We start from the raw sequence: 15,199 nt of genomic DNA, 5'->3' as shown, positions 1-15,199 counted from the left end.
TTCACAACCTAGTTCCCTGCCAGCGTCATCTCCGCAAGCTTCACGGTAGGGCTGGCAATCCGTCCACGAAACACGAGATCCGTGCCGATCGTCTCGATATTCGCATACATCTGCTTCAGATTACCGGCGATGGTAATTTCTTCCACCGGGTAGGCCAACTCGCCGTTTTCAATCCAGAACCCGCTCGCCCCGCGGGAATAGTCGCCGGTAACCATGTTGATGCCGAACCCGATCAGATCCGTCACATAGAGACCTTGCTTCACAGACGCCAGGATATCCTCCGGACTGGTGGTGCCCGGGACCATATAAAAATTCGTCGGCCCGGCGGAGGGACTTTCTCCGATGCTTCGCGCGGCATTTCCGGTGGAAGGCAGTCCTAACTTCTTGCCTGAATAGGTGTCCAGGATATAACTGGCCAGACAACCACGCTCGACCATCGCCTGCTTCCTGGTCGGCAGCCCCTCACCATCGAATGGACGCGTCCCCAAGCCGCCGGGCATCCGTCCGTCGTCATAAATGGTGACAAAGTCCGGAGCGATCTGCTGGCCCAGTTGTCCGATCAGGAAGGATGCGCCTTTATACAAGGCATAGCCTGAGAGGGCGCTACAGAGGTGACTGAGTAAACTCCCCGCCACTTCAGGGTCAAAGATCACCGGCACACGGCAGGTAGAGACTTTGCGCGCGCCGAGCTTCCGGACCGTCCGCCTCGTTGCTTCCCGTCCGATGGCTTCCGGACTCTCCAGTTTCGCGAACGCGCGATTCACCCCATACCAATAGTCCCGCTGCATCCCGGCCGCATCCGACGCAATCGGCGAGACGGATAGGGAGAAACTACTGTTGGCATAGTGCCCCACAAACCCGTGGCTGTTTGCCAGGATGATCCGGCCGGATGACGAGTCGCACTCGCCCCCTTCGGAATTCGTAATACGCGAATCGGCGGCAAACGCAGCCCGCTCGGCACGCAGCGCCAGGTCGATTTGTTGGTCCGTCTGAAGTTTCGTGGAATCGTGAATATTCAACTCAGGGAAGTCGGTGGCGAACTGGCCCGGCTCCGGAAGGCCGGACACCGGATCCTCGACGACCGCTTGCGCCAAGGCACAGGTTTCACCGACGAACCGTTCCAGGGACTCGCGGGAAAAGTCGGAGGTCGAGGCGCTGGCGGACCGTTGGCCGAAAAAGACCCGCAGACCAAGCCGCTTCTCGCGGGCCTTCGTGAGTCGATCGACGGCGCCCATCCGGACCTGCACCGACAGGGTTTCCCCGTCGGCCACCATCACGTCCGACGCCGTCGCACCATGCTTCGCCGCACGCGCCAGCAGATCCTGCGCGATATTCGTATAGTCCTGTTCCACAATCGCACGTGTCATGGTTATGCTTTCGTCCCGCCGACGGTGATTTCGTCAATTCGAATGGTCGGCAGACCGACACCGACCGGCACCGACTGCCCTTCTTTTCCGCAGGTTCCGATGCCTTCGTCGAGCTTCAAATCGTGCCCCACCATCGAGACCTGCTTGAGAATGTCCGGTCCGCTGCCGATCAGGGTCGCACCTTTCACCGGCTTGGTGATCTGCCCGTCTTCAATGAGGTAGGCCTCGCTGGCCGAGAACACGAACTTCCCGTTGGTGATATCGACCTGCCCGCCGCCGAACGAGACGGCGTACAACCCCTTCTTCACCGACTTGATGATGTCCTTCGGATCTGACTCTCCGGCCAGCATGAAGGTATTCGTCATCCGCGGCAATACGACACTTTGATAACTCTCGCGCCGGCCATTGCCCGTCAGCGGAATGCCCATCAGCCTGGCATTCAGCTTGTCGGTGATATACCCGCGCAAGATGCCCCGTTCGATCAGGACGGTACGGCTGCTGGGCGTGCCCTCGTCGTCCACATTCAGCGAGCCGCGCCGGAAGGGAAGCGTCCCGTCGTCCACGATCGTGCAGACCTCTGAAGCGACTTTCTTCCCCAGCAGATTCGAGAATGCGGAGGTTTTCTTCCGGTTAAAATCGGCCTCCAGCCCATGCCCGATCGCTTCGTGCAGCAGAATCCCCGGCCACCCTCCGCCTAACACCACCGGCATGACGCCGGCCGGCGCATCGACTGCGCTCAAGTTCAGGATGGCTTCCCGCGCCGCTTCTCTGGCGAACTGCAGATACCGCTGGTCGTTCTGAAAATACTCCAGCCCGATACGTCCTCCGCCGCCGAACGTCCCCACCTGTCGATTGCCGTTTTCCTCGGCGATACAGGTGACCTGAAGCCGAGACAAGGGCTGAATGTCACCGACCATGAGCCCGTCGGACGTCGCCACCAGCATGACCTTATATTCGGTGTTGTACGCCGCCATGACGTTCTTGATCCGGGGATCGTACCGTCTGGCTTCGGCATCGATCGCGTTGAGCAGCGTGACCCGGTCGCGTGTGGCGACTTCAATATTGGCCCGGTCATGGGGATAGAGATTGCGTGCGAGGGCGGGGCGGTGGGTGACCGGAACCGGTGCCGTTCCCTGGGCGCTATTGGCGATATACCGCGCCGTATCGGCGGCGATGTTCAAATCTTTGGGGGTCAGTTCGTCGGAATAGGCAAAGCCTGTTTTTTCGCCGGCAGTTGCCCGGACACCGACACCCTGCCCGACACTCTTCGTAGCCCGCTTGACGATCCCCTCTTCCATGGAGACCGATTCGGACTGGCAATACTCAAAATACAGGTCCGCATAGTCGACGGTTGAGACCTTGACCCGTCCCAGCGCCTGCTCGATTTCTCGATCGGTGACCCCGAAACGCGCGAGTGCGCCGGACTCGTCATTGGACATGCATGTGCTCCTCTCGTACGGTGCGTGAGTATAACGCACTCTTTTCCGGAGGCGCAATGCAAACACGCTCGAACCATCTGCAAATACAGCGAAATTGGGAAATACTGTTTGACTTTCCCTGACCCCACCGCTAGACTCGCTTTACTTCCCCGAGGATCCACATAGTTTAAGAAAAAAGGTGCTCACGCCGTTCCATGAACGATTCTCGATCACGCGATATCGAGCCTGCCCCCGACTCTGATCTGCTCTCGCAACTCGAACCGGACCTGCTGCCGAAACATCTGGCCGTGATTATGGACGGCAACGGCCGTTGGGCCGAGCTACGGGGTCTCCCGCGCATTGCCGGACACCAGGAAGGCATCAAGTCCGTGCGGGAATTGATCTCCCTTTCTTTGGAGCTGGGGATCAAGGTCCTCACGATTTATGCGTTTTCGCAGGAAAATTGGAACCGGCCCGCCCAGGAAATCACCGCGTTGATGGGCCTGCTGGAACATTATTTGTCCACGGAGCGATCCAGCCTGGTTGAAAAGGGCGTGCGCTTTCAGACCATCGGCCGGGTCACAGCCCTTCCCCCGTCCGCGTTACAATGGGTCCGCACGACGGAGCAGGAAACCGCCCACTTGGACAAACTCATCCTCAATGTGGCCTTGAGCTACGGTGGCCGTGCCGAACTGGTCGATGCCGCCAAAGAACTCGCCCGGGCCGTGCAGAGCGGCCGGCTTTCACCGGATCAGATCGATGAACAGGCCATGCAACAGGCCCTATACACCCACAACCTTCCCGATCCGGACCTCCTGATCCGCACCAGCGGCGAAACGCGCATCAGCAATTTCCTGTTGTGGCAACTGGCCTATACGGAACTGTACTTCACCCCGACACTCTGGCCTGATTTCCGGCGGCGCGAAACGTTGGTCGCGCTGATCGAATACCAGCGGCGCGAACGCCGCTTCGGCCGGGTGCTCAGCAGCGTCTCCTCCTAGCTTCTCCGTGGTGAAACCAGGAGCTTTTCAGTGCGAGAAGACTATGCCGCCCACAGTGGACAGCACTCGACCACGATCTTCATCCGAAACGGTTCGTCGTGTACTAGCAGCCGCGGTGTTTCTACCGATCTTTTATTACCTCGTTCACGATCTTGGCCCGATCGCGTTCTTGGGCCTGGCCGCCATTGCCGGCATGCTCGCAGCCGGGGAGTTTTATCGGCTCCATTTGGGACAGGCTCCTTGGCCATGGTGGTGCTGGCTGGGCGTCGGGGCGACTGGGCTCCTGATCGGCGGCGCGCAGTGGCCGACCGTCATCACCGACCGTGCAGTACTGCTCGGGACCCTGGCGATCGCGCTCTGCATGCCCCTGGTCTCAGGAAAGTCGCTGCGCGACTCGCTCACGGACGGGATGGTGCTGATCATGGGCGTACTCTATCTCGGCCTCACGCTCAGCTATCTTGTGCTCACGAGAGGGCTGCCCGACGGCGCCCTGCTGATTTTCTTTGTCTTCCTGGTCACGTGGGCCGGTGATACCGGCGCCTATGTGGCGGGAAAGTCCATGGGGCGGCACGCGCTGGCGCCGGTCATCAGCCCGAAAAAAACCTACGAGGGATTGGCCGGTGGCCTCGTCCTCGCCTGCGTGATGGCTGTCGTCGCGCGCGCCTGGTTCCTGCCCGCTTTCTCGTTGATCGATTGTCTGGCGCTCGGAATGATCCTTACCATTACCGGCCTCGTCGGCGACCTGGCGGAATCGGCGATGAAACGCAGCGCGGGATTCAAAGACTCCGGGGCCCTCATCCCGGGCCATGGAGGCATGCTGGACCGCCTGGATAGCCTCTTGTTCACCGGCCCGGCCTTTTACTACTATGTCACGATCGTCAACAACGGGTGACAGATGATTGTCCGCCCGTTCTGGAGCACGCTATGAAAAACATCGTCATTCTGGGTTCGACCGGCTCGATCGGAACGAACACGCTCGATATCGTGGACCGGTTTCCGCAAGAGTTTCGTGTGGTCGGCCTGACCGCCGGCTCGAACGACGAGAAACTCGAGGCGCAGATCCGCAAGTTCCGTCCTGCCTTCGCGGCGCTCGCCAACGAGGCGGCGGCGGCAAGATTGCGCGATCGATGCACCGACCTCCCCGTCAAGATTCTTGCCGGTGACGAAGGCGTGGCCGAAGTCGCGCAGTCAGAGGACGCTGAACTGGTCATTTCCGCCATCGTCGGCGGCGCAGGGCTACTTCCGACGCTGGCGGCCATTCGAGCCGGCAAACAGATCGCGCTCGCCAACAAGGAGCCGATGGTCATGGCCGGCGCATTGATGCAGGCGGAAGCCAAGAAACATCACGTCCGCATTTTCCCCATCGACAGCGAACATAGCGCCATCTTCCAGTCGCTCGAAGGACACCGGCGCGAGGACGTCAAACGTATCATTCTCACCGCCTCCGGCGGCCCGCTCTGGGGCTTCTCTCGCGAGCAACTCCAGGACGTCAGTCCCGAGCGCGCCCTGCAGCACCCGAACTGGAAAATGGGCTCCAAGATCACGATCGACTCGGCCACACTGATGAACAAAGGACTGGAAGTCATTGAGGCGCGCTGGCTCTTTGATATTCCGGAGACGCAGATCGAGGTCCTGGTGCACCGCGAGAGCATCATCCATTCTCTGGTAGAATACAGAGACCGGTCGGTGATTGCGCAGCTGGGCCTTCCCGACATGCGAACACCGATTTCTTATGCCATGCGGTATCCTGAACGGATGCCGTTAGACCTTCCCTCGCTCGATCTGACGGAGATCAGCACCTTAACGTTTTTCAAACCCGACCATGCTCGATTCCCCTGTTTGCAGCTCGGTTATGAGGCGTTACGGATCGGCGGAACCATGCCGGCCACGATGAATGCCGCCAACGAAGTGGCCGTGGAAGCATTCCTTCAGAACGGAATTCGTTTTCTCGATATTCCGGAGATTATTCGGAGTACAATGGAGTCTCATGCGTCGCGTCCGATCGACGGCCTCGACGATGCGCTGGAAGCCGATCGCTGGGCTCGCGACAAAGCCGAGTCTCTTGTGCATGCCTTGACGCGGTAATACCCTAAACCCAAGGAGTGTTGTTGTGGGAACAGCCTTTGCCTGGTCTCCTGATGTGGTGTCGCTTCTGACCCACTGGGCGCTTCCGTTCCTGGTGGTGTTGGGCGTCCTCGTCGCCTTTCACGAAATGGGACATTTTCTCGCTGCGCGCTGGGTCGGGGTGAAAGTCCTGAAGTTTTCGCTCGGGTTTGGGCCGAAGATTTTCGGGCGCCAGATCGGAGAAACGGAATATCTGTTATCGGTCGTGCCCCTGGGCGGATATGTGAAGCTCTTCGGCGAAGACGAGCACGAAACCCTGACGCCGGAAGACAAGAAACGGGCGTTTGTCCATCAGTCGCTGTGGGGCAAGACACTCATCGTCGCGGCCGGTCCGATCTTCAACTTCATCCTCGCCTATCTGATCTATACGGCCTATATCGGGCTCGGTTATACGCTGCCGGTCCCAAGCTTCAAGGACATCATTCCTGAAGTCGAAGCCGTACTCCCCGGATCACCGGCCGACCAAGCCGGTCTGAAGCCCGGCGACCGGGTCATCCGGGTGAACGAAAAAGAAATCTCGACGAACGCCGAACTCCTGAAATACATCGCTCAAAGCAACGGGAAACAGCTCACGCTGGACCTGACGCGCGGGGAACAGGTCAAAACGGTGCTGGTCACCCCGAGCAAAACGACCGTCCAGGACAACGGCAAACCAACAACCGTTTTCCAGCTTGGCATTGAGGAGCGGGCGCCGGTCATTACGGCCGTCATCCCCGGATCCCGCGCGCAGGCAGCAGGCCTGTCGGCAGGGGATCGTGTCGTCCGAATCGACGGACACGACATCTTCACCTGGTCGCAGATGACCGCCCTCGTGCGTGAAAGCCCGAACCGCGCACTCCAATTTGATGTTCAGCGGGGCGGTTCCACGCAGACGCTCTCCGTGACCCCGATGGGCGAAAAGGCCACCGTAGAGGGAAAGCCGACGGAGATCGGCAAGATCGGCATTTCCGCCCAAAACCAAACCATTCTCCAGACGAACGAACCGCTCAAGGCCCCGTGGCTGGGCGCGCAGGCCACCTGGGGATGGACCGAACTGACGGTGGTGGGCATCTACAAAATCATCACGGGAGATATCTCCCGCAAGAACATCGGCGGGCCGCTCACGATCGCAAAAACCGCAGGAGACGCCGCTGAGCAGGGGACCTCCAGCTTGGTGTTCTTGATGGCCATGCTGAGCATCAACCTGGGCGTGCTCAATCTGCTGCCCATTCCCATTTTGGACGGCGGCCATCTTTTATTTTTCTTTATTGAGGCCATTCGTAGAAAACCACTTGAAGATCGGCAGCGAGAACTGGCACAACAGGTGGGACTGGTTCTCCTGGTCGGCATCATGATTTTTGCGTTCTGGAACGATATCGAGCGGCTGATTTCCCCATAAACCCACATGCGCGTTTCCGAAACCCTTATCCCCACATTGCGAGAAGATCCAGGCGAGGCTGAAACGGTCAGCCATCGCCTCATGCTGCGCGCCGGCCTGATCCGGAAAGTCGCAGCCGGCATCTACACCTATCTCCCGCTGGGCCTGCGAGTGCTCCGTAAAATCGAACGCATCGTTCGCGAAGAGATGAATCGGGCGGGAGCGCAGGAACTGCTCATGCCCATCGCCTCTCCGGCGGAGCTCTGGCGAGAAACCGGACGTTGGGACTTCTATGGCAAGGAGTTGCTGCGGTTCAAGGACCGGCACGAGCGCGATTTCTGTCTCGGACCGACACACGAGGAAGTGATCACCGATCTCTTCCGCCGGGAAGTTCGCTCCTACCGGCAGATGCCGTTGAATTTCTATCAGATTCAGACGAAATTCCGGGACGAGATCCGTCCACGCTTCGGATTGATGCGCGGCCGCGAATTCATCATGAAGGACGCGTACAGCTTCGATCGGGATGAAGCCGGGGCCAGGCTGAATTATCAAAAAATGTACGACGCGTACAACCGCATCTTCACGCGCTGCGGCCTCACCTTCCGTCCTGTGGAAGCCGACACCGGGTTGATCGGGGGCACGTCGTCCCATGAGTTCATGGTGCTGGCGGAGACCGGCGAGGAGACGATCGTCTATAGTGAAGACGGCACCTACGCCGCCAACGTCGAACGCGCCGAAGTCCTCCCTCCGGATACCGCTGACAATTCGGCTCACCGCCCGCTTACGCCGGTCTCAACCCCGAACCGACGAACCGTGGAGGAAGTCACGGCCTTCCTGAAAATTGAGCCGAGACAACTGGTCAAGACGCTGCTCTACAGCACGGGCAAAGAGACGGTCGCCGTCCTGGTCCGCGGCGATCATGACGTCAATGAGATCAAGGTCAAACGCCTCCTGGGTGTGCCGGAGATTGAACTGCTGAAACCCGAGCTGGTTCCCGGCCTCACGGGCGCGCCGGTCGGATTCGTTGGGCCGGTTGGGTTGAAGCAGGTCCGCATCATTGGCGACTGGGCCGTGAAAGCCATGGCCAACTTCGTCGTCGGAGCCAACCAGACCGACACCCATTTCGTAGACGCCAACTGGGAACGCGATTTCAAGGTGGATCAGTTTGCCGATCTCCGCAATGCACGCGCCGGTGATGGTTCACCCCGCAAAGACGGCACCCTGAAGACGGCCAAGGGCATCGAAGTCGGCCATGTCTTTATGTTGGGGACAAAATACAGCCAGGCGATGAAGGCCACCTTCCTGGATGTACAGGGACAGGAACAGTTGGCGGTCATGGGCTGCTACGGAATCGGCGTGAGCCGAACCGCTGCGGCTTCGGTTGAGCAGAATCACGATGCGAAAGGCATCAAGTGGCCGGTTCCCATCGCACCCTTCCATGTCACCCTGTTGCCGCTCAGCCAGTCTCAACCAGTCACGCAATTGGCCGAGACCCTCTATCGCACCATGCAGGAGGCCGGTATCGAAGTCTTGTGGGACGACCGCGACGAACGCGCCGGGGTCAAGTTCAACGACGCCGATCTGATCGGTGCCCCCTATCACTTGGTCATCGGGGAGAAAGGGTTGGCGCAAGGTCAGGTCGAGCTCAAGCTTCGTCATACCGGCGAGACTCAAAAAGTCGCTCCCGACCAGGTGCTCTCCCTGCTGTCCTCATTCCTGAAAGCCGCTTCCTAGCTGCATCAACCGATTCAATCGTTCACTCGCCTGACAGAACTTCACTCCTTCGGATAGGTCCTCACACACTCGGCAGGACCGGTTTGGGAAAGTGTCTTTTGCTTGCCTTGACGGCGCGTTGCGATACACTGACTCACACGGAAGAAGCCCGGCGTTCGAATTCCGGCCGACACCGCAACCGCCCTCTGCGCGAGCCGTTTTGGAGACAACTTGATGCAGCCCAAGCCCCCGCTGCCCGGTCTAGGCGACGCGACTTTCAAATCCGGCAACGCGGAAAACGTCAAGCGGATCAGCGCGCAAATTCTCGCCGCAGCCGACGTCGACCAAATCCTGCTGGATCTGCGTCATGAGATCCTGGGCTGTTTCGACGCGGAAGATCTGACGCTGTTTGTGGTGGATTCGGAAAAGAAGGAGATCTTCTCTAAAATCCCCCATCTCGATACCGTTCAGGAAGTCCGCACCCCGATCACCGAACAGAGCCTTGCCGGGTTCTGCGCCAAGTACCTTCGCCCGGTCAATGTCGGCGACGCTTACAGCCCGGTCGAACTGAGCGCCATCCATCCCTCGCTCACCCACGATGCCTCCTACGACAAAAACACCGGCTTCAAAACCAAACAGGTGCTCACCTATCCCGTCGTCGCCGAGAACAAATATCTCATGGGCGTCATCCAGCTGCTCAACAAGAAGAGCGGCGGACGGTTCACGCGCAAAGACGAGGAATGTGTCGCCGAGATCGCCAAGGCATTAGGCACGGCCTTTTATGCGCTCAGGAAAACGTCGAAAAAGCCTCCCTCGAAATTCGACTATCTGCTGACCAACGGAAAGATTTCTCAGCAGGATTTGGACAATGCGCTCGCGGAGGCCAAAAAAGGGACCACCGACATCGAGTCGCTGCTCATCGAAAAATATAAAGTACCCAAAGCGGAACTCGGCAAGTCGCTCGCCAATTTCCACAAATGCCCCTACATCGAATACAACGAGCGGACGATCGTCGATATCGAACTGCTCAAGAATCTCAATGTCGACTACCTCAAGAAAAATCATTGGATGCCGCTCAAGCGCGACCGTGCGGCGATTGAAATTCTGACCGACGACCCCGGCGATCTGGATCGCGTCCAGGACATCAAACGCACCTTCCCCGGCCTGAACATCCGCTTTGCCGTCAGTCTCCGTCGCGATATTACCCTCTTCCTTGCCAGCACGACCGGCACTCCGGACATCACCAACAAGATGAACGAGAATGTGTCCGACATTCTCGGCGAGCTGGTGAACGAATCCCAACTTGAGGCTCAGGAAGACGCGTCCAGTGCAGGGCTCGACGAAAACGACAACGCCATCGTGCGTCTGGCCAATCAGATCATCGCCGACGCCTTCCGGCAAGGCACTTCCGATATTCACATCGAACCCTATGGTGAAAAGCGCGATACCCTCGTGCGGTTCCGGGTCGACGGCGATTGCTTCGAGTACATGAAAATTCCACCGAGCTATCGTCGCGCGATCGTCTCCCGGCTCAAGATCATGGCGAGCCTCGACATCGCGGAACGGCGAAAACCGCAGGACGGAAAGATCAAATTCAAGATCGGCGAGAACAAGGAAATCGAGCTGCGCGTCGCCACCATTCCAACCGCCGGCTACAACGAAGACGTGGTCATGCGTATTCTGGCCGCGAGCGAACCGTTGCCGGTGGACAAGATGGGATTCTCGGAACGGAATCTGCGCGAAATCAAAAGTATCGCGGAAAAGCCGTACGGCATCATTCTCTGCGTGGGACCGACTGGATCAGGCAAAACCACCACGCTGCACTCGGTGCTTGGTTACATCAATACGCCGGACATCAAGATCTGGACAGCGGAAGACCCCGTCGAAATCACACAATACGGACTTCGGCAGGTACAGGTGCATTCCAAAATCGGCTTCACCTTTGCCGCCGCCATGCGCGCGTTTCTTCGGGCCGATCCGGATGTCATCATGGTCGGAGAAATGCGGGACAAAGAAACCGCAGACACAGGCATCGAGGCCTCGCTGACCGGTCACTTGGTGCTCAGCACCTTGCACACCAACAGCGCGGTGGAAACCATTACCCGTCTGCTCGACATGGGCTGCGACTCGTTCAGTTTTGCCGACGCCATGCTGGGAGTGCTCGCCCAACGTCTGGCCAGACGAATCTGTAAGGATTGTCGGGAGGCGTATCAGCCGTCAAAAGAAGAGTACGAAGAGCTGCGATTGGGATATGGCCCTGAATACTGGGACACGTTGGGCGTTACATTCGACGCTAATTTCAGGCTCTATCGAGGCAAAGGCTGCGACACCTGCAATCGGACGGGGTTGAAGGGCCGCGTGGCGTTACACGAACTGCTCCTGGGCACAGACCAGATGAAGAAGCTGATTCAAAACAAAGCCAAAACCGATGAGATGCTGAAGGTCGGCATGTCGGAGGGCATGACGACTCTGGTCCAGGATGGGATCCAGAAAGTGCTGCAAGGCCACACGACCTATAAGGAAGTCAAAGCCGTCGCCATCAAGTAACCGCGACAACCGATGATCGGGGCCTCCCTATCGTCCGGAATGGGCACTCGCCAGACCGTTCAACTCCTTCTCCAACCGGGCAACCTCCGCAACCAGCCCCAACCTCTTCGCACAGTCCAACGCAACGGTGAGCGCCGCAATCGCGTGAGCCTGATTCCCTTGCGCCAGATGACTACGGTAGGCCCGCTCGGAATAGGCCAGCCCCCGATCGGGAAATCCCCGCCGTTCCGCAACCCGGCCCAGCCGCAACAGATCGGCGGCAATCTCCGCCCGGCGCTCCGCAACCTTGTCCAACTCCAGCGCGCGCTCAAATTCCCGTTCCGCGACTTCATACTCGCGGCGCTCCTCCGCCAGAATCCCCAGGTTCACATGATTGCTGGCCTCGGCAGCGAGGTGCCCCGCGGCCTGATTCAGGGCCATCGCCTGCCGGAACAATTGTTCTGCTTGTCCGGCATCTCCCGCCGCCTGCCTGACTAGCCCGAGATTATTCAGGAGAATCGCTTCGGTACTTTGGTCCGCTGCCCGCCGAAGGAGATCCAGCGCCTGTTGATAATGCCTGCCCGCCTCCTCAGTCCGACCCTCTTGATATTCTGCCGCCCCCAACGATACGAGACCAACGATCAGGAGGTCCGTCTGTCCGACCTGTTGCGCCAGGGAGATAGCCTGCCCATGAAGCTGGATCGCCTCACGCCCAACCCCACGACTAAGCGCAACAGACCCAAGATCGTTCAAGGAACCGATGAGCCCTTTCATATCGTCTAGACTTTCGGCCAGCCGGCGAGCCTCTTCATAGGCCTCCTCGGCACGGGCCAAGTCCCCCCGGATCATCCAACGATCTCCTTGCATGCGCAGGGACTCGACCTGAGTGCTTAGAGGCCTGGGCGCGGGAACGGAAGGCGGTGGCGGCGTAGCGGCGCACCCAAGCAGGAGAGACAATATCACCCCCCAGAAACCCGAGGAACAGCCATGCCGCTTCACAATCATCGACGCACGTGATCTCCGCGCAAACTCGGGGGGGCCGTGGGTGACAAGGCGGTCTCCGGCTTCGGCGCCGGCCCGGCGTTCTGCGCGAATCGGTTAAAGGGAAAGGTCTGCTTTGCGCCGCGCACCAGGATGGAGACGTCTGCCAGCGTGGTTTCCGCCGTGTGAACGACCGGCAGCAGCTCATGGCTCACCTCCTCCACGGAATCGGAGAGGCGCTTCACACTGGTGAGTGTGGATTGAGCACTGTCCAAGATAGCCGGCAAGCGACTGGTCGTCCGCTGCATGTCTGCCGTGACACGATCCACCACCGCCAACGTGCGCTGAACTGAGCCGGTCATGGCGGGAAGCGCCGTCGCCGTTTGCTCGACCGAGGCGATGGTGCGTTGGACGGACGCCACGACCGCCGGCAAATCCTGCGTCGCCACCGCCACTTGCTCGAGAGCCTTGCCGCCGGCTTTCAACCCGCCCTGCAGGTCCTGCGTAATGGTTTCGACACGCAGCAGCGTCTGCTTCACAGCCATCAGCACCGGTTCAACCTCATTGAGCAGGTCCCCGATATCTCTCGGCTCGACCGCGCGAATGGTCGCACCATCGGTCAACACCGGGCTGCTGGCAGTTCCCGCCCCGATCTCGACCTGGGTCTGGCCGACCACGACACCGCTCTTGGTGATATGCAGTTCCGAATTGCCCTTCACCATGTCCTGGTAGCGCGCCGACAGTTGCAAAGTCAGATCGACCGTCCCGCGCTCGTTGAGGTCTACCTGCTTCACCCGCCCGACCCGAATTCCCGATACCACAACCGGTGCGCCCGGCTCGAGACCGTACGACTTGCTGAGGCTGGCCATCAAGCGGTACTTCGGCTCGAAGAGATGCTCCGTCTTCGACATCCAGAAACCGGCCACCGCCAGAATCAGGACTGGAATGAGCACGAATGTGCCGACAATCTGAGCCAACCGCCCGCTGGATAACCGATGTGAATAGTGCATCCCCCACCCCTCAGTCTTGCCGGACCGACCCGGCAGAACGCGGTCTATTCCACATACTTTCTGAGCATCTCAGGAACCGCGCCGGCCACCGCATGCCGAGCCCCATCGGCGACCACCCGCCCGTCCTGAAGTACCACCAGACGATCCGCCGCTTCGATAAACGGAGAAAAGGCCCGTAAGGCCGCGACTACGGTCAACGGATGGTGAGCCCGACGTGCTTCGATGCAGGCCTTGAGCGCCAACACCATCTCGGCATCCAGGCCGGCCACGGGATCGTCCAGGAGCAGCACTTCGGGATCCAGTATCAACGCCCGCGCAATAGCCGCCCTACGCACTTCGCCTTGATTGAGTTCGGCGGGAAACCGGTCCCGCATCGGCGCGACGCCCAGTCGTTCCAGCTGCGCCATCACGGCTTGCTCCCGACTCCGCTCCGGCATCGCGCCATGATGGTACCGGAGCGGCAGGAGCACATTATGAAAGAGGGTCATATTGCTCAACAACCCGGGTTGTTGCAGCACAGTCCCCACTCGAAGCCGTACGGGAGTCTGCTCAATCTCCCGGGTGTCGTCCCACTCGTGCCCCAGCAGAACCACCCGGCCGGCTTCCGGTCGCACCAACCCCGCCGCCAGCTCGATGACCAGGCTTTTCCCCGAGCGGCTCGGACCCACCAGCGCGACGAACTCGCCCGCGGCAATCCTCAGATCGACCTCGAGGACATGAAGACCGCCCGTCATCGGCGTCCGGACCTGCTCCAGAACGAGGGCTACCTCAGTCATAGGTACAACGGCACCGTGACGACGACATCGATCAGCAGACAGAGGACAAATGAATTGATCATCGCACGAGTCGTTTGCTGCGGCACTTCGGTAAAGGAGGACCGGACAGCCAGGCCATGGTAACAACAGATGGCCGCCACGGCCGACCCGAATGACAAGCCTTTGATGGCCGTCATGAGCACGTCGGTCGTCGATAATGCCTTGGTGATGCTTTCGACGAACGCATAAAACGGAATGGTCAATTGCGCGTCGGCGATGAGGTAGCCCCCCAACACAGCCACCACATCGAAATACAGCGTCAGACAGAGCATCGAGAGGACCATGCCGACCATACGGGGCATAATGACAAATCGGCTGATGGAAATCCCCATGAGCCGGAGCGCCACCACCTCCCGCGTCACGGACATGTTGCCCAACTCGGTCGCGATGGCCGTCCCTGACCGCCCGACCACGATGAATGCCGTGATCAACGGGCCCAGTTCGCGAATGACGGTTACGACGACGATGCTCCCTACCAGTCCACCGGCCCCGAGCCTCGGCAACTGTGTCCCGGCCTGCGTGACGATGATGATGCCGAGCAGGAGGGCGATGACCGTCGTCACGGGCAATGCATCGACCCCCGTGAACAGAATCTGTCTGACGAGCACCCGCCGTGTCTCCCCACGTCCTTGGCGTGTGGGGAGCAGGAGGTCCAACGCGGCCTGCGTAACCAGTGTCGCCAGCGCTGCAAGGTACGTATACCCCGCAATGGTCTTGCGCCCCACCCACTCGATCATGCGTTGTACGCCGTCTTTTTCATGGAGCCACACCGTCGGGCTAATCAAGATTCATGTCGGATCCCGCGAAATTGTAGGGGAAGGGTCCGAAACAAAGCAACGAGTCACCCTGCCGGCGATGTCTCGAAACGGCGCAGTCGAGCGAGGAAA

The 15,199-nt window shown here is 59.7% G+C and carries 12 protein-coding genes; 6 read left to right on the top strand and 6 right to left on the bottom strand.

Annotated elements, in window-relative coordinates; all coding sequences use genetic code 11:
- Nucleotides 1-8: 8 nt before the first annotated feature.
- On the bottom strand, nucleotides 9-1,367 hold the full coding sequence (locus tag H8K11_18685; GenBank protein MCS6265775.1) for a TldD/PmbA family protein: 1,359 nt from the start codon (nucleotides 1,365-1,367) through the stop codon (nucleotides 9-11).
- A gap of 2 nt (nucleotides 1,368-1,369) precedes the next feature.
- Entirely contained in the window at nucleotides 1,370-2,806 is a 1,437-nt protein-coding gene (gene tldD, locus H8K11_18680; GenBank protein MCS6265774.1) for a metalloprotease TldD, read from the bottom strand.
- A gap of 194 nt (nucleotides 2,807-3,000) precedes the next feature.
- Here tldD and H8K11_18675 point away from each other — a divergent pair, with 194 nt between their 5' ends.
- From H8K11_18675 to H8K11_18650, 6 genes are all read left to right on the top strand, one after another.
- Nucleotides 3,001-3,786, top strand: coding sequence for an isoprenyl transferase (locus tag H8K11_18675; GenBank protein MCS6265773.1), 786 nt, complete (start codon nucleotides 3,001-3,003; stop codon nucleotides 3,784-3,786).
- Between the two features lie 115 nt (nucleotides 3,787-3,901).
- Entirely contained in the window at nucleotides 3,902-4,678 is a 777-nt protein-coding gene (locus H8K11_18670; GenBank protein MCS6265772.1) for a phosphatidate cytidylyltransferase, read from the top strand.
- Nucleotides 4,679-4,710: 32 nt separating this feature from the next.
- Complete coding sequence (locus tag H8K11_18665) at nucleotides 4,711-5,871, top strand: 1-deoxy-D-xylulose-5-phosphate reductoisomerase (GenBank protein MCS6265771.1); 1,161 nt, start codon at nucleotides 4,711-4,713, stop codon at nucleotides 5,869-5,871.
- Between the two features lie 25 nt (nucleotides 5,872-5,896).
- Nucleotides 5,897-7,288, top strand: a complete 1,392-nt coding sequence (gene rseP / locus H8K11_18660) for an RIP metalloprotease RseP (GenBank protein MCS6265770.1) — start codon at nucleotides 5,897-5,899, stop codon at nucleotides 7,286-7,288.
- A gap of 6 nt (nucleotides 7,289-7,294) precedes the next feature.
- Nucleotides 7,295-9,001, top strand: a complete 1,707-nt coding sequence (locus H8K11_18655; GenBank protein ID MCS6265769.1) for a proline--tRNA ligase — start codon at nucleotides 7,295-7,297, stop codon at nucleotides 8,999-9,001.
- Nucleotides 9,002-9,214: 213 nt separating this feature from the next.
- The gene (locus tag H8K11_18650; GenBank protein ID MCS6265768.1) at nucleotides 9,215-11,527 is read left to right on the top strand and encodes a GspE/PulE family protein; all 2,313 of its coding nucleotides are present in this window, start codon (nucleotides 9,215-9,217) and stop codon (nucleotides 11,525-11,527) included.
- Between the two features lie 27 nt (nucleotides 11,528-11,554).
- Here the strand turns inward: H8K11_18650 and H8K11_18645 are convergent, their stop codons facing one another.
- The 4 genes from H8K11_18645 to H8K11_18630 form a co-directional block, all read right to left on the bottom strand.
- Complete coding sequence (locus H8K11_18645) at nucleotides 11,555-12,355, bottom strand: tetratricopeptide repeat protein (protein ID MCS6265767.1); 801 nt, start codon at nucleotides 12,353-12,355, stop codon at nucleotides 11,555-11,557.
- 152 nt (nucleotides 12,356-12,507) lie between these two features.
- Complete coding sequence (locus H8K11_18640) at nucleotides 12,508-13,497, bottom strand: MCE family protein (GenBank protein MCS6265766.1); 990 nt, start codon at nucleotides 13,495-13,497, stop codon at nucleotides 12,508-12,510.
- A 44-nt stretch (nucleotides 13,498-13,541) separates the two neighbouring features.
- On the bottom strand, nucleotides 13,542-14,273 hold the full coding sequence (locus tag H8K11_18635) for an ATP-binding cassette domain-containing protein (protein ID MCS6265765.1): 732 nt from the start codon (nucleotides 14,271-14,273) through the stop codon (nucleotides 13,542-13,544).
- Nucleotides 14,270-15,097: an ABC transporter permease gene (locus tag H8K11_18630; protein MCS6265764.1), complete on the bottom strand. Its 828-nt coding sequence runs from the start codon at nucleotides 15,095-15,097 to the stop codon at nucleotides 14,270-14,272. The genes H8K11_18635 and H8K11_18630 overlap by 4 nt, the downstream gene beginning before the upstream one ends.
- Nucleotides 15,098-15,199 lie beyond the last annotated feature (102 nt).

The organism is Nitrospira sp. (assembly GCA_024998565.1).
Lineage (GTDB): Bacteria > Nitrospirota > Nitrospiria > Nitrospirales > Nitrospiraceae > Nitrospira_A.
Note: the sequence above shows the minus strand (reverse complement) of the source record. Positions and strands in the feature narration are given on the sequence as shown.

Coding starts and splice junctions, on each gene's coding strand:
- H8K11_18635 (MCS6265765.1), bottom strand. CDS start 14,273: ATGACTGAGGTAGCCCTCGTTCTGGAGCAGGTCCGGACGCCGATGACG.
- H8K11_18685 (MCS6265775.1), bottom strand. CDS start 1,367: ATGACACGTGCGATTGTGGAACAGGACTATACGAATATCGCGCAGGAT.
- H8K11_18640 (MCS6265766.1), bottom strand. CDS start 13,497: ATGCACTATTCACATCGGTTATCCAGCGGGCGGTTGGCTCAGATTGTC.
- H8K11_18650 (MCS6265768.1), top strand. CDS start 9,215: ATGCAGCCCAAGCCCCCGCTGCCCGGTCTAGGCGACGCGACTTTCAAA.
- H8K11_18675 (MCS6265773.1), top strand. CDS start 3,001: ATGAACGATTCTCGATCACGCGATATCGAGCCTGCCCCCGACTCTGAT.
- H8K11_18645 (MCS6265767.1), bottom strand. CDS start 12,355: ATGATCCGGGGGGACTTGGCCCGTGCCGAGGAGGCCTATGAAGAGGCT.
- tldD (MCS6265774.1), bottom strand. CDS start 2,806: ATGTCCAATGACGAGTCCGGCGCACTCGCGCGTTTCGGGGTCACCGAT.
- H8K11_18655 (MCS6265769.1), top strand. CDS start 7,295: ATGCGCGTTTCCGAAACCCTTATCCCCACATTGCGAGAAGATCCAGGC.
- H8K11_18665 (MCS6265771.1), top strand. CDS start 4,711: ATGAAAAACATCGTCATTCTGGGTTCGACCGGCTCGATCGGAACGAAC.